Source organism: Candidatus Epulonipiscium viviparus (genome assembly GCF_000171335.1).
Classification (GTDB): domain Bacteria; phylum Bacillota; class Clostridia; order Lachnospirales; family Cellulosilyticaceae; genus Epulonipiscioides; species Epulonipiscioides viviparus.
This window is the reverse complement of the sequence record NZ_ABEQ01000024.3, coordinates 1-23,988: the sequence shown is the minus strand read 5'-3', so window position 1 is coordinate 23,988 and position 23,988 is coordinate 1. Positions and strand designations below refer to the sequence as shown.

Annotated in this window: 8 protein-coding genes; 6 read left to right on the top strand and 2 right to left on the bottom strand. The window is 42.9% G+C overall.

The window, feature by feature from the left end; genetic code table 11:
* Positions 1-5: 5 nt before the first annotated feature.
* Positions 6-2,777: a glycoside hydrolase family 2 TIM barrel-domain containing protein gene (locus EPU_RS04845; protein ID WP_010167263.1), complete on the top strand. Its 2,772-nt coding sequence runs from the start codon at positions 6-8 to the stop codon at positions 2,775-2,777.
* Here the strand turns inward: EPU_RS04845 and EPU_RS04840 are convergent.
* Positions 2,774-3,769 carry a zinc dependent phospholipase C family protein gene (locus tag EPU_RS04840; RefSeq protein WP_029488043.1) on the bottom strand — a complete coding sequence of 332 codons (996 nt, stop codon included), beginning with the start codon at positions 3,767-3,769 and terminating at the stop codon, positions 2,774-2,776. The genes EPU_RS04845 and EPU_RS04840 overlap by 4 nt on opposite strands.
* Positions 3,770-3,968: 199 nt before the next feature.
* Here EPU_RS04840 and fsa point away from each other — a divergent pair, with 199 nt between their 5' ends.
* The 3 genes from fsa to EPU_RS04825 are packed head-to-tail and all read left to right on the top strand — an operon-like array spanning position 3,969 to position 6,353.
* The gene (fsa, locus tag EPU_RS04835; RefSeq protein WP_010167259.1) at positions 3,969-4,622 is read left to right on the top strand and encodes a fructose-6-phosphate aldolase; all 654 of its coding nucleotides are present in this window, start codon (positions 3,969-3,971) and stop codon (positions 4,620-4,622) included.
* Positions 4,623-4,640: 18 nt separating this feature from the next.
* Entirely contained in the window at positions 4,641-5,435 is a 795-nt protein-coding gene (locus EPU_RS04830) for a transketolase (RefSeq protein WP_010167258.1), read from the top strand.
* A 3-nt stretch (positions 5,436-5,438) separates the two neighbouring features.
* The gene (locus tag EPU_RS04825) at positions 5,439-6,353 is read left to right on the top strand and encodes a transketolase family protein (RefSeq protein WP_010167257.1); all 915 of its coding nucleotides are present in this window, start codon (positions 5,439-5,441) and stop codon (positions 6,351-6,353) included.
* A gap of 51 nt (positions 6,354-6,404) precedes the next feature.
* Here EPU_RS04825 and EPU_RS04820 read toward each other — a convergent pair whose 3' ends face one another.
* Complete coding sequence (locus EPU_RS04820; protein ID WP_010167256.1) at positions 6,405-9,062, bottom strand: WD40/YVTN/BNR-like repeat-containing protein; 2,658 nt, start codon at positions 9,060-9,062, stop codon at positions 6,405-6,407.
* 214 nt (positions 9,063-9,276) lie between these two features.
* On the opposite strand from EPU_RS04820, the gene EPU_RS04815 reads away from it, so the two are divergent.
* Both EPU_RS04815 and EPU_RS04810 read left to right on the top strand, forming a co-directional pair.
* Positions 9,277-12,465: a WD40/YVTN/BNR-like repeat-containing protein gene (locus tag EPU_RS04815; RefSeq protein WP_010167255.1), complete on the top strand. Its 3,189-nt coding sequence runs from the start codon at positions 9,277-9,279 to the stop codon at positions 12,463-12,465.
* 60 nt (positions 12,466-12,525) lie between these two features.
* A complete protein-coding gene (locus EPU_RS04810) occupies positions 12,526-23,817 on the top strand; it encodes an immunoglobulin-like domain-containing protein (protein ID WP_010167254.1) in 11,292 nt (3,763 codons plus the stop codon).
* Positions 23,818-23,988 lie beyond the last annotated feature (171 nt).

Genomic DNA, 23,988 nt, shown 5'->3' with positions numbered 1-23,988 from the left:
TGATTATGAGAGAAAAAATATTAATGAATACCGGTTACAAATTTATTGCCGAGGATATTGCCAATCCGCCAAGCTTCGGGCACAAAGAAACTTATATGATGAGCAAGTCGGTTAGAGGTCGTGGACCTGCTTCGCCATCATATTATGATTCGGACTGGGCAGATGTCGTACTGCCGCATGATTATGTTATAGATGGTGAATATGCTCCTGAGCATAACGGCCCTCACGGTTCTCTTCATCGCGACAATGCATGGTATCGTCGGCAGTTTGCTCTCGATTCTACAGATGCTGACAAAAAATTGTCGCTGATATTTGAAGGCGTTGGTAAAAATACCCAAATTTGGATAAACGGTCATTTAATGGGCTCAAATTCTAGCATGTATAATACTTTTGAAATAGATTTTACCGCCGTTGCCAAGGTTCCGGGCATCAATACGCTTGCTGTATATATCAACAACGCAGATTTTGAGGGCTGGTGGTATGAAGGCGCTGGTATTTACCGCAACGTGTGGCTTCTCAAAACCAACTCACTCAGATTAAACTGGTGGAATAATTACATTCACAGCGAGCACATTAAGGACAACGATTTTAAGGTTTATGCTAATGGAGTTTTGGAGAATTATTCCGCAACTGACAGGGATGTCACGTTAAAGTTTTACATTAAGGAGAGCAAAAATACTGTCGAGCTTGGACAATTTAACGTCACAGTTCCCGCTAATGATTTTCTCTCTTACGAAGAATCATTTGACTTTGCACATGCCACGCGATGGAGCCCTGATCATCCGTTTTTATATCATCTAACTATTGCAGTAGTAGAAGATGGCACTGTAATAGATGAACTCGATACCAACATCGGCTTCCGAACTATCGAGTTTACTCCAAATCATGGTGTATTCATCAACGATCAGCCACTCAAATTAAAAGGAGTCTGTATCCACCAAGATCATGGCAGCCTTGGTGTTGCCGTTCCCGCTGCAGTTGAAGAATATCGAATTAAGAAGCTCAAGGAGATGGGCGCCAATGCCTACCGCTGCGCACACAACAATCCTTCTATCAACATTCTCGATTTATGCGACAAATATGGCCTAGTTGTTATCGATGAAAATCGCTGGTTCGAAACTAGCCGTGATGCCTTTTCACAAATCGAATCGATGGTTAAACGCGATCGTAATCATCCTTCCGTAATCGCCTGGTCTGCTGGAAATGAGGAGCCCACCCAAAGCACTGTTGTCGGCAAGCATATTTTAGAAGAGATCAAGATGCATATCAAACGCTTCGATCGTTCTCGTCCTGTTACGCTTGCTTTAAACGGTGGCTTCTATGGCTCATACGCATCACACGCCTCCGATGTACTCAGCATCAATTACGCTATAAATTATTATGACAAATCTCATGAAATTCATTCGGATAAATGTATCTTGGTCACCGAAGCTGCAGCTGCCAGCACGATTCGCGGCGTATACTTCCCAGACGATACTTCTTCCAAGCTCACTGCGTATGACGAGCATTTTCCTACATTTGGCGGTTCCTTTAGACATTTTTGGCAGGAGGTCGATACGCGAGATCATATTGCAGGCATCTTCTACTGGACCGGCATTGAATATCGAGGTGAGGCAACTTATCCGCAGCTAATTGCCGCTGGCGGTGGTCTCGACAGCTGTTGTTTCGAAAAGGAAAACTTCTATTTACTGCAAGCATTTTGGAAAGATGAGCCTATCTTGCATGTTTTTCCGCATTGGAATCTTATTGGGCATGAGGGCGATACTATAAAGGTGATGACCTACTCAAATTTAGATGAAGTAGAGATCATTGTCAACGGCGCGTCGGCTGGCAAACAGGCGGTTAACAAATACGATCAAAACGAATGGAATATTGCATATGAGCCGGGCGAACTCATTGCGATTGGATACAAAGATGGTTCGGAACTTAAGCGAGTTACTCTAAAGACCACAAAGGCTGCAACCAATATACACATCGTTGCAGATAACAAGGCCAATTTTGAGGGCGTTGCCATTCTGAGAGTTTATGCGACAGATATTGATGGTCTATTTGTTCCAGACTGCGCTATTGCTATAGATCACCAAATAGAAAACGGAGTACTTCTCGGTTCTAGCAATGGCGATCCTCTTGATCACACTCCTGTGAAAKMTTCSACGCACAATCTTCATGCGGGCTTACTCCAAATTATTGCCAAGCAAACTTCAAAGGATGCTCCGCTTAAAGTCACCGTTTCTACCGCATTTACGACAGCCGAGCTTGTAGACGATTTCTACTCTGTCGCGGCCAAGCAAGTTCCTTCATTAGTGACCAAAGATAAGCTCGATTTAGACGGCTTTCGTGTATGGGCTCCTTCTGTCAATACCGATGTCATTGCAAGAGTTAACTACAACGACATGAATACCAGCTTCCCATTTAAATTTGGTACCGATTCTATTGCAGATATATTCTCTCATTCTGCTGGCATGGCCAAATACACAACCCAAATTTTAGTTCCAAACTATGTTGGCAACAAAAATATTTCAATTGTTATCGATGGAGTACACGGCGATACTTCAATATATATAGCTCATGCCGATAATCCTTGGCCTGGTTCGCAACCTCGAAAGCCGCATTCAACACAGTTACTACAATTTGATGATCCACATGGCGGCAACATTACTGTACCACTCAAGCATTTCTTTAAAAACGAGAAGATAGTTGTCCACATTACAAACAACGATAAAATTACTGGCAGAATATATTGGTCTCTCAATCCGCAGCCAACTACCGAAGCCTAAAATTTCGCATACTTGTACGGCCTTTTATCATCTGAATCTATYCCTGTTGTGTATGATATATTTGGTACGGTCGCATAAAATCTCTCCAGCGCGTCTGCATTATCAGTTGCAGTTTTAAAGATTGCTATATTTAGCTGTCGTAGTATTTCTGCAACTTTTGCATGCGCTGCTGCTATAAGATCATCAAACGATTCATTTGAGATTTCTCCAGTTATTGGATGTCTCCAGCTATCTTTGCTTGTATTTAGATAGTCTATATTTCCRTCGTAACATTTGTGGTATGAAAACGAATCTACCAACCCGGCTATTTCCTTTGGCAATGCTGGAGAAATCGCCTTTGCCACGGCTTTCTTTACCCCAAAATTATCATACGTTAATATAAAATAATTTCTAAAATATCGATATGAAATATCAAAAATTTGGCCTCCATTTTTTATATCATATGTGGAGCGCAAACTAAATTCATACAAATCTAAAATAACTTTAGGCACCGGCTTTGCTTTTAGTATATGCTTATGCACCTTAAATTTATTGGCTTCCAAATCAAACGCTTCCTTTAATATTAGATAATCTATAGCGAGCTCCATTTTGCGATGTACTCCCATATATTTATCAGTATCGGGATCTCCCGGAATATACTTTCCGCCTATATAAAATATATAGGGATGCACACTAGAATCTAAAATATAGTGGCATAAAAACCCCGACATATATGCCAGCAGTTGCTCCGTCTCCTCCAGATTACCTYTGTTAGAACAGACGAAGCGCATCGCGGATTCGATAAATTCTTTGGTTTTGCTATTATGCATAGCTGCTGCTACGTAACTGAAGTTGTCTTCTTTATATCTGTCATGATAAAACATTGGATCCGGGCCTTGGCATCCCAAAAAAAATAAGGCTCTGTTTTTTGCAATAGCAGAATATAGTTTTGTTTTCGCTATATTCTTGGTGGCATTTAACCCAAAAATATAGTGAGTGATAATATCGGGCATAGTATCAGTCTCCTTTTCTCAATTTTACGGTAATATTCCCTAATTTAGGCCGCTTTATTCGTTATTCTTGTAGCAATAAGTCGCAATAAAGTGAAACCCCCCCTTGATTATCTCTATAATAGCAGTATAATGAAAATTGCGGGAGCAACCGCTTATTTTTTTGATTATTGTAACTATTATCACTTTTAGGAGGCAACACATGAAATTTTTTATCGATACAGCTAACATTGAGCATATCAAAAAAGCTAATGACATGGGTGTAATTTCAGGAGTAACAACTAATCCATCACTTATTGCGAAAGAAGGTCGTGATTTTAATCAAGTTATTTCTGAAATTGCAAGCATCGTTGATGGAGCAATTAGTGGTGAAGTAAAAGCAACCACGGTTGATGCCGAAGGAATGATTGCAGAAGGTCGAGAAATCGCCAATATTCACAAAAACATGGTTGTAAAGATTCCGATGACCGCAGAAGGATTGAAAGCTTGCAAAGTTCTTTCTAGCGAAGGCATCAAAACTAATCTTACTCTAATTTTTAGCGCAAACCAAGCTCTATTGGCCGCACGCGCCGGCGCAACCTATGTTTCACCATTCTTAGGTAGAATTGATGATATCAGCGGTAGAGGGATAGATTTAATTAGCGAAATATCCGCTATTTTTAAGGAGCATAATATCGATAGCCAAATTATAGCCGCAAGTGTTCGCAACCCTGTTCATGTAACAGATTGTGCATTATTGGGAGCGGACATTGCCACTGTGCCATATAACGTTATCGAACAGATGATCAACCATCCCCTAACCGATGCTGGAATCGAAAAATTTAAAGCTGACCACATAGCAGTATTTGGAAATTAATATAAGGAGGCTAATACCTTGAACGCAAACGAAATTAGAAAGCTTATAATAGAAGGAATTTATAATGCACAGAGCGGTCACCCAGGCGGGTCATTGTCTATTGCAGAACTAATGTCTGTATTGTTTTTTGATGAAATGAATATAGATCCCAAAAATCCAAAAGACCCAGATAGAGACAGATTTGTTTTATCAAAAGGTCATGCGGCACCAGCCTTATACGCGGCACTGGCTCTTAGAGGCTACTTTGATCCAGAAGACATAAAAACTCTTCGAAAAGTAGATAGCTACCTACAAGGGCATCCTTGCAAAAACAAAGTCCCCGGCGTTGATATGAGCACAGGCTCATTGGGCCAAGGTCTCTCTGCAGGCAACGGAATGGCTATGTGTGGCAAATATGATAAAAAAGACTATCGAGTATATGTAGTATGTGGCGAAGGCGAAATCCAAGAGGGACAAATTTGGGAAGCCGCGATGACTGCCGCACACTATAAGCTAGATAATCTCACTTTATTTGTAGACTCTAACAAATTGCAAATCGATGGACCTACCGAAGAAGTAATGAGTGTTGGCGACATTTCTGCAAAATTTAGTGCATTTGGCTGGAATACCCTAACTATAAATGGCCACGACGAAGCTGCGATCAAAGAAGCAATTGCGTCGGCAAAAGCATATAAAGGCAAACCAACTGCTATTGTATGCGAAACTATAAAAGGCAAAGGCGTTTCATATATGGAAGGCAATCTCAATTTCCATGGGGCAGCACCAAATAAAGAACAATACGAAATCGCTATGAAAGAGCTTGGAGGTAGATAGGATATGGCAACACCAACTAGAGAAGCATATGGAAAAGCATTAGCCAAATTAGGTCATGAAAAAGAGTTTTTTGTATTAGATTCAGATCTYGCAAAAGCAACCGCTACAATACACTTCAAAAATGAACACCCACAACGTTTTTTTGATATGGGTATCGCAGAATCCGATATGATGTCTACCGCAGCCGGAATGGCAACATGTGGCAAAAAAGTTTTCGCTAGCACTTTTGCTGTATTTGCCGCTGGAAGAGCATACGAGCAAATTCGCAACTCAATAGCATATCCAAATCTGCCTGTAGTTATCGGAGCGACTCATGGMGGCGTTATGATAGGTGAAGACGGAGCGTCACATCAGGCAATAGAGGACGTATCGCTTATGAGAACTATGCCTAACATGACAGTTGTTGTTCCTGCTGATGCCGCAAGCACCACTCAATTTGTAGAGCAGGCAATGGACTTTCCGACTCCGTTATATATTAGAGCGGGGCGCGGTGCCACACCTGACATATACAATGAAAACATAAAACTTACAATCGGCAAAGGCAACGTATTAATAGATGGTACTGACTTGACTATCATAGCCATGGGAGAGTTGGTCTCCGAAGCGCTTCAGGCAGCAAAGCAACTTGATCAGCGAGGTATTAGTACTGCCGTAATTGATATGCACACGGTTAAGCCTATTGATAGAGAATTGGTATGCAAATACGCAAAGAAAACCGGCAAGATTATTACAGCCGAAGACCATAGTATAATTGGAGGGCTGGGCTCTGCTGTTGCCGAGATATTAGCCGAGACCGGAGACGCGACACTCAAACGCCTCGGTATAAACGATGTATTTGGAAAATCGGGCACCAGATCTGATCTGCAAGAATATTTTAATTTAACTGCTAAAGGAATTATCGAACTCGCACTAAAATAATATAAAAAACCCCCCAGTCTAAATACTGTAGGGGGTTTTATTATGCCTTATTTATTTGGCTATCCTTCCTTTATAAAATCCACTGGTTTGCGACGCCGCCCAAATTACATCTTCCTCATGCGGATCAAACATCACTTCTAATATTTTGTCCGGATTGCCCAATCCCTGATTAATCTTTATCCAATTTTTACCTAAATTGTCAGTGTAAAATAGCCCGCAATTTAGACTGTCTATTGCAGAGTTTTTATCTACGTTTACTATCATTCGATTTTCATTGGCAGGATCCAAAAATGTTTCTATTACTGTTGGCATCTTAAAGATCTGCTCCCAGTTTTTGCCCTCATCATCGCTAATCCATACTCCATCGATTTCTGATAATCGCCCACCTTCACCTGTTGAGATTACAATTCTTCCCGATTCTGCGATAGTAACATCGTTTACTGCCGTAATTCCTGCTGGCAACAAAATTTTTTCCCACTTCTCTGCTCCATCTGTAGATTTAAATAATCCTCCACTGTTTTTACCCTGTTTCATTGCCGCCGCATAGATCACTGTATTATCTGAATTGAACGCTACTGCATTGATATTCGGACTGAATGGTAATCCGTTATTTGCTGCCTCCCAGGTCACTCCCGCATCGGTCGTTTTAAATACGCCTCGCTTATATTCTGGTATCGGATTTTCTCCATCACCTCCAGTATCGTTTATAACCGATATCGGCATCGCGAAGTACATCGTGTTTACATCATTTTTATCGATTATCAGCGTATATGCTTTTACAGAATTGCTAGGGTCGCAGCTGACTCCCGCTATTTGGTATACCAGATCACTTACTGAGCTCCACGACTTTCCGCCATCAGCAGACTTCATAAACTCTCCTGCGTGACCTAGCCTTTCTACTAATGTATATAATTTATTGGGATCTGTTGGGTCATATGCTATCGCAGAAGTTGGGCATGGCACCGAATTTGTTGGGTCTAGCTTAGCTACCGGCATGTTTGTAGTATTCAAATACTCATAATCCACATCATCTACCACTTCCCATATTCCTGTTTCACCCACTACAAATCTTATATCTCCCGTTTCTGGCTCTGCCAATAAAAACTTACCCGGAATATTACTATTGCCACGACCTACCCAGATGCCGCTATCCTCTGCCCCCACCTCTACCGCGTCAACCTGATTCCATGTTCTGCCATAATCAAATGATGCAACACGCGATTTAAAAATATGCGTCATCAACGTTTTTCCGTCTGGGCTAACATCCAAATATTGTACTGCCAATTGCGGATAGCTCAGCTCATACATATGCGACCATTTGGATTCCCCACCTACTTCAACATTCGCTGTAGTCAATTCCACATCTGACGGTGAATACAAACTCTCCAGATATTCAACATCTTCTGTCGGGCCGTATGCTCCCGCTCCCGTTTCTCCCCCTTTGCCTACTCTAGTCGAAATAAACCAGTTTTTACCCCCATCTTCRGTCATCCATACGCCTTCGGGGCCCACAGAATATTCCTTTCTACTGCAGGATAGCAGATAGATGCGATTTGGATTTGTTGGATCCACCTCGATTTCACGAAAGTTTGGCAAGATTGCCGATGGCAAATTTAAAGTTGACTGCAACTCTGTTTTTGATTCACCAAACCATTTACCCATATTGTGAAAGAACCCATAGCTTCCTGTTAAAGTACTTTCATCTCCAAATTGTGTAAAATCAACATAGAGCGAATCGGTTGTAATCGATTCCCAATTCTCTCCTCCATCGGTGCTCCTAAATGCTCCCCCTCTTGATGCAATATCAAATTTACCTGCTRTATCGCTGGGCACTTTATCCCACATCGTAAGCTCCGTCGCAAACAAAGTCACCTGCCCCGTTGACGCATCGTAATGCATATCGAGATCTCGTAATATTTTAGTTTCCAGGCCATTGTTTTTTTCGGTATAGGTGACTCCACCATCTTTGCTGACATAAACGCCATGGCTGGTGCCTACATATAGCGTGTTAGAATCTTTGGGATCCACAAAAATTTGGCCTATCTCTGTACCTTTTGGTAGCCCTGAATTATATAATTTCCAACTTTTTCCTTGATCGATAGATTTAAATATCGCACCACTTACTTTGAGTTTGGAGGTATTTTTCTGTGGCTTTTTTTGAGTTCTCGCATCGATGTTGTCCCAAAATTCTCCCGCTCCGGCGTATATTATATTGTCATCATTCGGGTCAATTCTTATTGCCGACAATGCCGTTCTGCTAGGTTCTTTAAAAGTTTCTAGGTTGGTGCGCTCCCAGTTTAACCCTTTATCGGTTGTTTTCCAAAGCCCAAACGCGCTTACTGCAAAGCCGAGGTTTTCATCTTGCTTCGAAAAATCCATCTGATACACTTGCCCTATGTTAAACGGTCTRCCATTGGTATCATCGTCGGTTATTGGCGTCCAAGTATCGTGGCTTTGCATGTTGTCGGTCGACACATATGTATTTTGCATGTTCTGCGAAATATATACCCAGTCTGGATCTGTCGGATGAAATATCGAGGAATCTGCTCCACCCTGGCTTCCTGGACCAATTTGTGTCCACAATACTTCGTCACTAGATATTACTTTTTTKGAAATCAATTGTTCAAAAAATATATCTTGCGCAATCACTACTCCTGTCCCGGCTATTAAACCCAAGCTCATTAATGCTGTCAYAAATTTKCTTTTCATATATACAGCTCCTTTTTTATTATATAATATTAATTTATTGTATATTAGATATACTCTCAAGTCAATGTTCTTTGTGTAATACGTAAATACATTTCCATATTCCCTTAACTTTATCGAAATGTTTTGTAAAWTTAGTACTATATCATCTGCAATTCTAATATACTACTATCACATCATTTTATTGTATTTATTATAATCTAAGAGGAGATTTATTATGAACAAAAAATTAATCACCGCTATTGTAATTGCTGGCGTCACTCTCATTTCTCACCCATCACAAGCTCTTCTTCACTATTTAAACGACTACTCGGAAACGCTCAATACTGCACATATGCCGTCTACAGACCTCGTTGACTGGGTCCAGTTTGCTCCCGGAAATGCCGGAGATTCCGATGGCGTTTTTATACATCCAACCAACGATGATATAATGTTTAGCTTTCCCGACATGGGCAACGCATATAGATCTGCAGATGGCGGAAAAACCTGGACCACTCTTTTGGATAGCGACCAAACTACATCTCGACCTCTTACTATGGTATACGGAATGGACTTCTCCCGTCAAAATCCAAACTTCGGCATGGCGGCAAACTCATCGGGCATCCAAATCACCACTGATGCTGGTGTGACTTTTGGCGATTTTATTCTTTCTACCAACATCGAGACGATTACTGTTCATCCTCACAACGACAACATCTGGTTTGCAGGCACTGGAAATTTTTGGAACACGAAACAAAATTATCGCACGTATGTAAGCCCACACGGAATTAAGCCCGCTCCTAATGCTGGCAAATTATACAAAACCGTCGATGCGGGCCAAACTTGGACCGAGCTTAAAAATACCGGCATCCATCCTAAGGCAGAGTTTGGTGTATTTTATATATATCCTTCAGACCCAAATCTAATGTTTACCGCGACTACATACGGATTATATAAGAGCACTGATGGCGGCAACTCTTGGAACAAAATCGAATCCATTGAACTTGCAGATGGCGACGACCACGATCTGGTTATGGACCTTGAGGTCTATGAAGATCCCCAAACCGGCAAGCTTACCCTTTATGTCATCAACCAAATTAAATATGATATCGACACCGAAGCGGGCATGGTTACAAGCTCCGGCGGAATCTTAAAAAGCCATGACTTGGGCAATACCTGGATTGATATCAGCGGTGACTTAGGCGTCGACTTTACTCAAATACATGACGCCACGTATGACTTAGTTCAAAATACACTAAAACCTAATGGCATTGATTATATAGGCCACGAAAATTTTGTTAAAAATTGGTTCCCTACTGCTACTAGCAAATACTTTAATAAATCTAAGTATCGACCAAACAATGCCTCTGTGACAGCAATTGCGCCAAATCTCCCAACTCATTTTCTCCACAATTTTGATCAGATCGAAGTGGACCCAACTAATCCTGATAAGATTTATATTTCGCAAGACGGCAAGTGGTCTGCGTCGACGCTAATAGGAGACGTTTGGACTACAGATAACGGCGGAGAGGATTGGTATATTGCTACTCGCACGGGTCTTGCCTGGGATTATCCTAACAAGTATTGGGAATCGCTAAACCAACCAATGGGCAAGAATGTGCAGCCAGATCATTATAATTATGATTACGGAATCGAATTATATACTACGCAAGGTATGCGTGATTTGGATATGAATAGCAAAGGTGAAGTTTTTGCATTGTATCGAACTTTATACAAATCTACAGATGGCGGAGAGTATTGGCAAAACTTAGATAGCGTTCAGCTTCCTTCTGGCGGATGGACCGGAACCGGCGCGAGTAATCTTCCCGGAAAACAAATTATTACCGATACCAGAGATCCAAATTTGATGTATATGGTGGGTGGCGAAAATCGATTGTTCCAAAAAGTTAATGGTGATGAAGAATATTATTATCCTGATACAGCATCTATGCTAAACTACCCCGACTCTCCTGAGAATATCTCGATGATTGCAATACATCCTGAGGATTTAAACACAATGTACTCGCTGATGCTACGCCAGGGTGGCCAGGGTGACATATACAAATCTACCGATGCGGGGGTAACATGGAAATCTATGGCAAATATTTTCAAAACGCCTGATATCTATACCAAAGTGGTGCAAAAAGGCTTTATCATCGACCCAACCAACCCCGACAATATGTATTTTTCTGTTACCGCAACCAATGTCAACGAGGTTCCTCCGCTTCACGGTACACAATATAGCGGCGTATACAAATCAACTGATGGCGGATACACTTGGAACAAAAATACTGCGGGGCTTCCGGGCACTCACGACGTGTTCGATCTCGAGTTCGCTCCAAACGATACAACAACCATTTACGCAGCATCATCAGCTGGCAAAGATATACCTATTCCAAAACTTGAAACTGCATCAGAATGGACTTTGGACCAGGGGGCTTCTTTCTATACGTTCTACGCCGGAAAGGGGCATTACTCTCTAGCTTTACCAGCTACAGCGACAGCTCAAAGAGCATTGCCAACACTTGCTCCCAATACAGAATATTACATTTCAACTCTTGTCACAACAGACCCTGACGGTGAGTCGATTATGTCTATTGTTGCAGAAGATGGAACTGTACTCGGGCAAGAAACTCTTGTAAGCTCTAATTTTGAGATAAAGGGCATATTTTTTACTACACCCGACAATCCAAATGTATCGCTAACATTTGAAGGCACAGGCGAAGGCGATGTGTATCCAGACAAAATTACTCTCAAAACTGCAGGCGGGCTGTATCGCTCAACCGATAGCGGAGAGACTTTTGCGCGAGTGGAGAGCTTTCCGCAGATTCCACAAGTAAACGATATAACTGTTGCTGGAGACAAGATCTACGTTGCAGGAGGGAACGCAACTACTGGAATTGCCAATGGCGGCTTATGGGTTGGTGACGGCGAAACATGGACCAAAATATTTGAGCACCCTAAAACGCTTGCGATCGATGTGGATCCTTACAACCATGATCGACTGCTAATATTTACTGCTCGAGAATCATATAATTATTATGATGAAGACAGCTATAATGCGGGCGTATATTATTCTGATGACGCAGGCGCGACATGGTCCAAAATAAATCATGGCCTGGGCAATCCTACAGGCGTATACGACGTTGCCTTCGACTTGGCAGACCCAAATGTTCTGTGGCTAACTAGCAGCTCTGGCGGATTCTATAAAGGGTTTATTGGAGGTGCTCCAGAAAGAGAGACCAACTTACCTGAGTATACAGTAACATTTGCGACAGGAGCTGATACACAAACCCAGACAGTGGAAAAATATTCCAAGGCAATTAAAATTGGCCCTACAAATATAGTATGGCATCTTAATGGTGCTCCATACAACTTTAATACCCCGGTTATAGCAGATATAACTTTGGAAGCTATACCTAAATAATCAACGAATCTTGGAGGGGCATATTACAGTGCCCCTATTATTTATGATTGGAGAGATAAAATGAATAGAAGATTGATTTCCGCACTTACGCTTTTAACAGCAATAACAACTACTACAATAGCCACTCCTATATTGGCAGCAACTCCAGCCACCGACGCAATTACTACTTTATTAGAGGAGCTAGGCATTTCAGATTTAGAACTTCCCGAATTTGAGCCAGAATTCGAATTAGAGATCGACCCATTTTTTGATGACTTCTTTGACGAAGTACCTTATATTCCAGTGCCCGTTGTTCCAGATATGCCAGAAGACGACTTTCCGCTGATCGCACCAGATATGACTGTTTCTATGCCTATTGCAGAGTCCGAAAATTTAATGGCAGCGCTAGATCCAGGMTTTGATGCCGGTATCGATTCGGGATTATTTAAGGCACTTGCCCCAGCCTGGGGAGAAGGGATTTCTCATTCTGAAATTGTCTCCGATGATGGCAATAACGCACTTATGCTCACTAATGATGGTAGCTCAAAATCTTGGGCATTCACTGTAAAGGGACTTTCGCCAAATACGAATTATCAATTTACTGCTAGAGCAAAGAAAAATGCATCCAATCACGCTTCTGCTATTGTATTTAACAAAGCCGCAATAGCTGGCGCGACATCCAATGTTGTACATACAATTACCTCTGTTGATGCCTGGCAAACTATCACATACAGTTTTACGACCTCCGCCACTGCAACATCTCTAAATATAGGATTAAACTTCAATTCTAGCACCACACCATATGAGGATGCCAAAATTTATATGGATGACTTCTCGCTAATTGCAATAGACGCAGTTCCAGAGCCCGATAAATACCCCGACCACAACGACCAGTTTAATCCCAATGATGAGGTATTAGATGCATCTCCAGATGTGTTTCCTCTATCTGATAAAGCTAACACACGCAACTGGGCGCTCAGCCAAACTTTTTCTGATGAGTTCGACGATGCCACTCTCGATAGCAGCAAGTGGAAGACTATCAACAAAAATTGGTCTGGCAGATTCCCATCTTATTATGTCGAAGAGAATGTGCGTGTTGAAGACGGCAAAATGGTATTGCAATCTAATTGGGGCGATATGGTTTTGGATGAAAATGGAGAAGTTACTAATGCCGGCGAAATGACACAGGGCTATGAAGCTGCCGTTGCCTTAAACCCTACGCTAACAGGATATGGCTATTATGAGGTTATGACCAGAACTGCGCCGATAAGTATGACAAGCTCGTTTTGGATGCGAGGCGCTACCAAAGAAATTGATGTCTATGAGCAGATCGGCTCACCACGTAAAGGCAGCGGCACCACCACATATCCTATCAATACACACGATTTCGCCGACAAAAATAATCAAATCTCTGATCCATTTTCATATGATACGGGCGACGATTTAACTGCAGATTATCACGCATTTGGATTGGAGTGGGGTGCCGACTGGCTCAAGTTTTACTATGATGGGGAGCTTATTCATGTTAAAGAAAACAAGGGCTTCCATGAACCTTTGGAAATGAAGTTTGATACCGAAACATTTATTTGGAAAGGATTTCCATATGAAGAAGATTTTAAAGTTTTTACCGATCCTCTAACATTTGAAGAACGATACACCGGCGACTTTCATATCGAATATATTAGAGTTTGGCGTTCTGATGATCCACAAATAGAAGAAGAAGTTGCACCTCCGACCAAACCCGCACCCAAAGAAATTTCTGCGACATACGGGACCCCTGCCAACTTAACCACTTCTACAGATGCGATTTGGAACACCTCCACTGCAATAAACGATTTGGAAGTGTTATATGGCGGAATCGAGAAATTTAACTCCACTATTTCGGCAAAAGCCATGTGGGATGCGAACAACTTATATTTGCTTGCGGAAGTGGAGGACCGCGACATCTTTATCAATACCGAAAATACTAGCAATGGAGACTCTATCGACTTTTATCTAGATGGAGGAAACGAGAAGGCCACTGCATATGATTTGAACGATATTGCGATCAAAGTATTGCCAGATGGCACTGTCGAAACAGCTGCAGCCGGCGTGACTGCTACTGCCCTCGAATCTGATGCCGGATATACTATACAGGTCAAAATTCCTTGGAACACTTTAGGCGTTACAGCAGCTGCCGATCAGGTAATAGGCTTCGATGTGCAACTTAACGAAGGGCATCAAAATACTCAGGCACGCGACGGCATTGCCGTATGGAATGGCGATACATCTTTGCCGCAGTCTCTCGCTACTGCCGGAACTTTAAAACTATCAGAAGCCAACTTGCTTTTAGCTCTAGATCCTGCCTTCAACTTAGGCACCGATAGCCCTCTTTTTAAAAGCATCGTCAATGGCTATGGACCTGCAGATGTCACCAAAAATATTATCGTCGAAAACAATAACAACATCCTCGAGCTCTCTCACACTGGCACTGCAGGCTCGGACAAATTCGCTATCACGGACCTTTCGCCTAATACCACCTACAAACTCACCTTCGATGCCAAAAAGCATGTTGACAACCCTTCGGTATTAGCCATTATCAACGGAAATACTGTGACCGCTGGTGCCGACATAATGATTCCTGTATCAAATGATTGGCAAAATCTGGAATTAGAGTTTACCACGTTGCCTTCGGMTACAGATGTAATATTTGCTGCAAACTTCTCTAGCAACTCGGTAGCTTATGATGATGACAAAGTATACTTTGACAACTTTGTATTAACAAAAATCGGCACCCTCCCCACACCAGATGGCCACTTCGCATATCTAAACGAATACTTTGCCGAGCTTAACGCAAAGGATATTGCATCTACTGGCGATGTCGAGTGGGTTCAATTTGCGCCTGGCAATGCTGGAGACTCCGACGGAACATTTATACATCCAACCGATGATGACGTTATGTTTAGTTTTCCTGACATGGGCAACGCGTATCGATCTGCAGATGGTGGGCTCACTTGGCAAACTATTTTGTATCATGATCAAACTACAACGACTCCTCTTACCAAAGTATATGGAATGGATTTCTCGCGTCAGGATCCCGACTTTGGAATGGCCTCAAACGGGGCAGGCATTCAGATCACCCGGGACCGAGGAGAGTCGTTTAGCGATTACGTGTTTTATGGCAACATCGAGGCGCTTGCCGTTAACCCTCAGGATGATAGCATCTGGTTTGCGGGAGCAGGTAACTTTTGGAACACTAAGCAAAACTATCGCACCGATGCTATGCCTCATGGAATCGGCCCCACTAGCAATGCTGGAAAACTATATAAATCTACCGATTCTGGCAAAACTTGGAAAGAACTTCAAGGTACTGGCATTCATGAAGAGGCAGAATTTGGTGAAATCTATATCGACGCCGATAATACTGATCTAATGTTTGCAACTACAACGTATGGGCTCTACAAAAGCACCGATGGCGGTAGCAGTTGGAGCAAAATCGAAACTATAGAATCCGCGAATGGCGATGAGCACGATATGGTAATGGATCTCGATGTGTATAAAGACCCTTCAACGAAGGAGCTGACGTTATATATTATCAATCAGGTACAATATTATATTGATGAGAGCGCCAAAACTGTTGCAAGCAAGGGGGGGATTTTTAAGAGTACCGACTTAGGCGATACTTGGACAAATATTTCTGGAGATCTGGGCATCGATATCAAAACGTTAAATGACGAAAACTCTAAACTGGTTAACGAGGTGCTGGAGCCAAATAATATTGAGTTTAATGGCAGCGAAAACTTTCCGCGAATATGGCTTAATGTTGGAATGAATAAGTATTTTGCAGGCTCAAAAATACTAGAGGGCACAAGTTTTGGCGAGCTGGCTCCAAACTCTCCAGAGCAGCTTATGCATAACTATGATCATATCGAAGTTGACCCAACCAATCCAAACAAAATCTACGTTTCGCATGATGGAAAATGGTCGGCGTCGCCATTTGTTGGTGATGTATACACAACAGATGATGGCGGCGAGCACTGGTATATTGCTACGCGAAGCGGTTTGGCCTGGGAGTATCCTTCTGAATATTGGAAATCTCGAAATCAGCCTATGGGCAAGAATGTACAACCCGACCATTACAACTATGAATATGGCATTGATTTGTACGCAACGCAGGGCGTTAGAGATTTTGATATGAATAGCAAGGGTGAAGCTTTTGCGCTCTATCGCACTCTTTACAAAACTGTCGATGGTGGAGAATATTGGCAAAACCTAGACTCTGTGCAGCTATCTAACGGCGGTTGGGTCGGCACYGGCGCTAGCAATCTCCCTGGTAAGCAAATCGTTACCGATATCAGAGATCACGACCTTATGTATATGGTCGGTGGCGAAAACAAGCTCTTCAAAAAAATCGATGGTGCCGAAGACGAGTATTACGAAGACACGACTGCCATGATAAATTTCGAGCACTCGCCTGATAACATCTCCATCATTGCTATTCATCCAGACGATATCGATACTATGTACGCATTAATGCTTCGACAGCATGGGCAAGGCGAGTTCTACAGGTCCACCGATGCTGGCGAGACTTGGAATAGCATTTCGACAATTTTCCAGACCGATAATATTCATACAAAGGTTGTACAAAAGGGATTGCTCATCGACCCTACAAATCCCAACAATATGTATTTTTCTATCACTGCGACCAATGTTAACGAGGTGCCTCCTTTGCATGGAACAGAGTATAGCGGCGTGTATAAGAGCACTGATGGCGGTTACAACTGGGAGCAACACACTGCGGGGCTGCCTGGCACCCATGATGTATTTGATCTTGAGTTTGCACCTAACGACCCGTCTACCATTTATGCTGCATCAAGTGCAGGCAACTCTATCGCTCTCGACAAATTTGAAAGCCAAGATTCTTGGACAATGACAGGCGGAGCGACGATCGGCAACAGCCCTAGCAACCACTACTGCCTCATCTTGAAAGGCGAGACAGCCACCATGGAGCGCGAAATTACCGGACTTCTGCCCGACACAGAGTATTACATCTCAACTTACGCATACACCGAAAATGATAGTGCGGCCAAAATGTCTGTACTTGACGCATCTGGCACCGAGCTTAGTAGCGTCGCGATCGTCGACAATATGCAAATAGTAAAAGGAGTTATTTTCAAAACCGGCAAAGACCAAACTGCGGTGACACTAAAGCTCGAAAAAACTTCCGGTACAGATAACGTATACCTCGATAAATTTTCACTTAAAACCGCGGGTGGGCTGTACAAATCAACCGATGGTGCCGAAACATTTTCGCGAGTTGAGAGCTTTCCGAATCTGCCGCAAACTAATATGGTCACAGTGGCTGCAAATAAGATTTATGTCGCTGCCGGAAACGCAACCAGCGGTGTTGAAAACGGAGGTGTCTGGGTTGGCGATGGCAAAACTTGGCAAAAAATCTTTGAGCATCCTAAAGTGGTAACCATCAAAGTGGATCCGTTAAATCACTCCCGATTGCTTGCAGTTACGACAGAAGAAAACTCTGGATATGCCACATATAATGCCGGAGCATTTTTATCTACCGACGCAGGAGCGACCTGGGACAAAATTAACACCGGAATAGGCAATCCGACCGGCATCTACGACGTCGAGTTTGACTTAGCTGATCCAGATAGACTGTGGCTAACTAGCAGCTCTGGCGGATTTTATAAAGGCTATATTGGCGGCTCACCGGCTCGCGATACAAACTTGAGAGAATACGATGTAACATTTAAAGTTGATAAAGAGACCGAGTTTGTAAAAGAAGTACGCAAATATTCGAAAGTCTTCCCACTCACTAGTGCAGAGCTTGGTGTTGCAACAGACAGCCTCGACACTCCGTTTAAGGGTTGGTATGATGGCAACAAGCCATATAATTTCAACACTCCTGTTACAAGAAATCTCACCCTAACTGCCAAATGGGCTAACGAAGAGGACACGACTGCTCCAACAATCGTCTATGCTGGTGACGCATCTCTTACCGTAACTCAGGGCGATAAATTTACGATGCCATCTGTTACAGCCACCGACGATGTCTCCGCTAACGAAAATATTACGATCGATTATACTATCACCGATGCGGCTGGTGCAGCTGTCTCCACTGTCGATACATCTAAAGTTGGCACTTATACTATTACTTATACTGCCACAGATGAGGCCGGCAATTCCGCTACTCTCAAAATTACTGTCTCTGTCGTTGCCGCAGATGCCGGAGCTGAAAATTTGTTTACACCATTCGATCCTGGATTTGATACTGGTGCCGAAAGCCAATTTATGGCAAAATTGAATCCTTGGTGGGGAGATCCAACACCTGAAAAATCAGTGGTTGAGTTGGACGGTAATAATGTATTGCAGCTTACACATACTGGAGCAACTACTTCTATCAAATACGACATCAACAATCTCGAATTAGGTGCAACATACAAGTTCAGTGTTAAAGCCAAAAAAGATTTCGCTTCAACTGGAGCGGCAATCGTATTTGATGGCAAGGCGGTAGGCGATGGTCCAAATATAGTCCACACTATTACGGGTGTCGACGAGTGGCAACTTATCGAATACGAATTTGCTCCAGTGGAAAATCCATTATCATTGGGCACCGCCAAAATAGTGCCATTTGGATTAAACTTTAATAGCGGCACCTACGACAACGCCAAAATATATTTCGACGACTTTTCATTAATTAAGATTAGCGGTGGAGATTCAAAAGAGGACACGACCGCTCCAACAATCGTCTATGCTGGCGACGCGGCTCTTACTGTAACTCAAGGCGATAAATTTACGATGCCATCTGTTACAGCCACCGACGATGTATCCGCTAACGAAAACATTACGCTTGATTATACTATCACCAATGCGGCTGGTGCAGCTGTCTCCACTGTCGATACATCTAAAGTTGGCACTTATACTATTACTTATACTGCCACAGACGAGGCCGGCAATTCCGCTACTCTCAAAATTACTGTCTCTGTCGTTGCCGCAGATGCCGGAGCTGAAAATTTGTTTACACCATTCGATCCTGGATTTGATACTGGTGCCGAAAGCCAATTTATGGCAAAATTGAATCCTTGGTGGGGAGATTCAGTACCCGAAAAAGCAGTGGTTGAGTTGGACGGTAATAATGTATTGCAGCTTACACATACTGGAGCAACTACTTCTATCAAATACGACATCAACAATCTCGAATTAGGTGCAACATACAAGTTCAGTGTTAAAGCCAAAAAAGATTTCGCTTCAACTGGAGCGGCAATCGTATTTGATGGCAAGGCGGTAGGCGATGGTCCAAATATAGTCCACACTATTACGGGTGTCGACGAGTGGCAACTTATCGAATACGAATTTGCTCCAGTGGAAAATCCATTATCATTGGGCACCGCCAAAATAGTGCCATTTGGATTAAACTTTAATAGCGGCACCTACGACAACGCCAAAATATATTTCGACGACTTTTCATTAATTAAGATTAGCGGTGGAGATTCAAAAGAGGACACGACCGCTCCAACAATCGTCTATGCTGGCGACGCGGCTCTTACTGTAACTCAAGGCGATAAATTTACGATGCCATCTGTTACAGCCACCGACGATGTATCCGCTAACGAAAACATTACGCTTGATTATACTATCACCAATGCGGCTGGTGCAGCTGTCTCCACTGTCGATACATCTAAAGTTGGCACTTATACTATTACTTATACCGCCACAGATGAGGCCGGCAATTCCGCTACTCTCAAAATTACCGTATCTGTTGTTGCCGCCGCGGGAGCTGAAAATTTGTTTACACCATTCGATCCTGGATTTGATACTGGTGCCGAAAGCCAATTTATGGCAAAATTGAATCCTTGGTGGGGAGATCCAACACCTGAAAAATCAGTGGTTGAGTTGGACGGTAATAATGTATTGCAGCTTACACATACTGGAGCAACTACTTCTATCAAATACGACATCAACAATCTCGAATTAGGTGCAACATACAAGTTCAGTGTTAAAGCCAAAAAGGATTTCGCTTCAACTGGAGCGGCAATCGTATTTGAGGGTGCGGCAGTTGGAGCTAGTGCAAATGTAGTTCACACTATTACGGGTGTCGACGAGTGGCAACTTATCGAATACGAATTTACTCCAGTGGAAAATCCATTATCATTGGGCACCGCCAAAATAGTGCCATTTGGATTAAACTTTAATAGCGGCACCTACGACAACGCCAAAATATATTTCGACGACTTTTCATTAATTAAGATTAGCGGTGGAGATTCAAAAGAGGACACGACTGCTCCAACAATCGTCTATGCTGGTGACGCATCTCTTACCGTAACTCAGGGCGATAAATTTACGATGCCATCTGTTACAGCCACCGACGATGTATCCGCTACCGAAAATATTACGATCGATTATACTATCACCGATGCGGCTGGTGCAGCTGTCTCCACTGTCAATACATCTAAAGTTGGTGCTTATACTATTACTTATACCGCCACAGACGAGGCCGGCAATTCCGCTACTCTCAAAATTACCGTATCTGTCGTTGCCGCCGCGGGAGCTGAAAATTTGTTTACACCATTCGATCCTGGATTTGATACTGGTGCCGAAAGCCAATTTATGGCAAAATTGAATCCTTGGTGGGGAGATCCAACACCCGAAAAAGCAGTGGTTGAGTTGGACGGTAATAATGTATTGCAGCTTACACATACTGGAGCAACTACTTCTATCAAATACGACATCAACAATCTCGAATTAGGTGCAACATACAAGTTCAGTGTTAAAGCCAAAAAGGATTTCGCTTCAACTGGAGCGGCAATCGTATTTGATGGCAAGGCGGTAGGCGATGGTCCAAATGTAGTCCACACTATTACGGGTGTCGACGAGTGGCAACTTATCGAATACGAATTTACTCCAGTGGAAAATCCATTATCATTGGGCACCGCAAAAATAGTACCATTTGGATTAAACTTTAATAGCGGCACCTACGACAACGCCAAAATATATTTCGACGACTTTTCATTAATTAAGATTAGCGGTGGAGATTCAAAAGAGGACACGACTGCTCCAACAATCGTCTATGCTGGTGACGCATCTCTTACCGTAGCTCAGGGAGGTAAATTTACGATGCCATCTGTTACAGCCACCGACGATGTATCCGCTAACGAAAATATTACGATCGATTATACTATCACCGATGCGGCTGGTGCAGCTGTCTCCACTGTCGATACATCTAAAGTTGGCACTTATACTATTACTTATACTGCCACAGATGAGGCCGGCAATTCCGCTACTCTCAAAATTACCGTATCTGTCGTTGCCGCCGCGGGAGCTGAAAATTTGTTTACACCATTCGATCCTGGATTTGATACTGGTGCCGAAAGCCAATTTATGGCAAAATTGAATCCTTGGTGGGGAGATCCAACACCCGAAAAAGCAGTGGTTGAGTTGGACGGTAATAATGTATTGCAGCTTACACATACTGGAGCAACTACTTCTATCAAATACGACATCAACAATCTCGAATTAGGTGCAACATACAAGTTCAGTGTTAAAGCCAAAAAGGATTTCGCTTCAACTGGAGCGGCAATCGTATTTGAGGGTGCGGCAGTTGGAGCTAGTGCAAATGTAGTTCACACTATTACGGGTGTCGACGAGTGGCAACTTATCGAATACGAATTTACTCCAGCGGAAAATCCATTATCATTGGGCACCGCCAAAATAGTACCATTTGGATTAAACTTTAATAGCGGCACCTACGACAATGCCAAAATATATTTCGACGACTTTTCATTAATTAAGATTAGCGGTGGAGATTCAAAAGAGGACACGACCGCTCCAACAATCGTCTATGCTGGTGACGCATCTCTTACCGTAGCTCAGGGAGGTAAATTTACGATGCCATCTGTTACAGCCACCGACGATGTCTCCGCTAACGAAAATATTACGATCGATTATACTATCACCGATGCGGCTGGTGCAGCTGTCTCCACTGTCGATACATCTAAAGTTGGTGCTTATACTATTACTTATACTGCCACAGATGAGGCCGGCAATTCCGCTACTCTCAAAATTACTGTCTCTGTCGTTGCCGCAGATGCCGAAGCTCCAACTTTTAAATACTCTGGCAAAACTTACATCTCTATAGAGGAGGGCGACAAATTTACGATGCCATCCGTTACTGCTGTGGACAATGTAAGCAAAGATGTAGAAGTCAGCGTTGTTATCACCAACTCTAAGGGAACGAAAATCGATAAAATTAACACCAACTTAGCCGGTAAATATACGCTCACTTATACCGCCACAGACGAGGCCGGCAATGCTGCAACTTTGAAAATTACAGTTTCTGTATCCGAAGATGATAACGACTCCTCGGGCGGTGGCTCTTCTGGAGGTGGTAGCAGCTCGTCGGGTGGTGGCAGCTCGTCGGGCGGTGGTGGCTCGTCGGTTATCATCAATTCTTCGAGTAGCAGTTCTTATTCTGGGTATAAATCTGAAGATGAATTACATGCTGAACTTACTGCCGCAATGAGCGCTTCCGACATTATTATGTTCGATAACTTTTTGAAAGCGAGCAAAATTTCAGTGCGTGATATAGAAACAACAGCGAAAAAACTCATCGATCTTTCCGCTTCAGAAAAGGAAACGCTCAAGAAAACTGTATCGGCACAGATGCCATATACGAGCATGAATGGTTCAGTCAGCTTGGATATGCTTCGCGATACTATGGGCGATGACTACTCTCAGACAGATCTGCTTGCAACAGTCGCCAGCCCACAGATTTTGGAAATTGTTGGAATTGAACTTAGTCAACCGGTTCAAATAATACCTGCAATTAACACCACCTTTGTAGACGTTTCTGACAGCCACTGGGCAAAGGACTTAATTTCTGAGGCAGTTGGCAAAGGCTACGTATCTGGCGATATTTACAATTTATTCTCTCCCGACAAAGGCATTGTTGTTGCCGATTTGTTTGTATCCTTGGACAGAGTTCTGTTGTTACGAGGGGTAACCGAAATGAACTTAAGCAAAACGACTGTTGAAAAATATATTACGAACAAGAATCATCCATCATTTAGCAGTATCGCGAGTATAGCATCAAAGCTCAGCGAGAACACCCTCAAAGTTGTTGCAAGCCTTGGAGAGACCGGTCAAATTTCACGTGGGTTGTTTGCACAAATAATATATGAAGCAACGAACGAAATGCATGCGCGCACCAATGCTCCAAAATATTTTGCCGACGTTGCAACTTCGCCGTACAAAGACGCTCTTAACTATTGCATAGAAACGGGACTACTTTCTGGCACCAGCGAGACAGCCATGAGCCCATCAAAAAAACTAACGCGAGCCGAAATGACTGCAATATTATTGAGACTTATGACAAAATAGATCCAGGCAAAATTTCTTTCGCATCTCCTCGCCGCTTCAACGGCTAACTCAGAGGAGATGGGACTACTTTCTGGCATCAGCGAGACAGCCATGAGCCCATCAAAAAAACTAACGCGAGCCGAAATGACTGCAATATTATTGAGACTTATGACAAAATAGATCCGGGCAAAA

What these genes read in the sequence shown, in the direction of transcription:
- fsa (WP_010167259.1), top strand. Translation starts at nt 3,969, where the DNA reads ATGAAATTTTTTATCGATACAGCTAACATTGAGCATATCAAAAAAGCT.
- EPU_RS04815 (WP_010167255.1), top strand. Translation starts at nt 9,277, where the DNA reads ATGAACAAAAAATTAATCACCGCTATTGTAATTGCTGGCGTCACTCTC.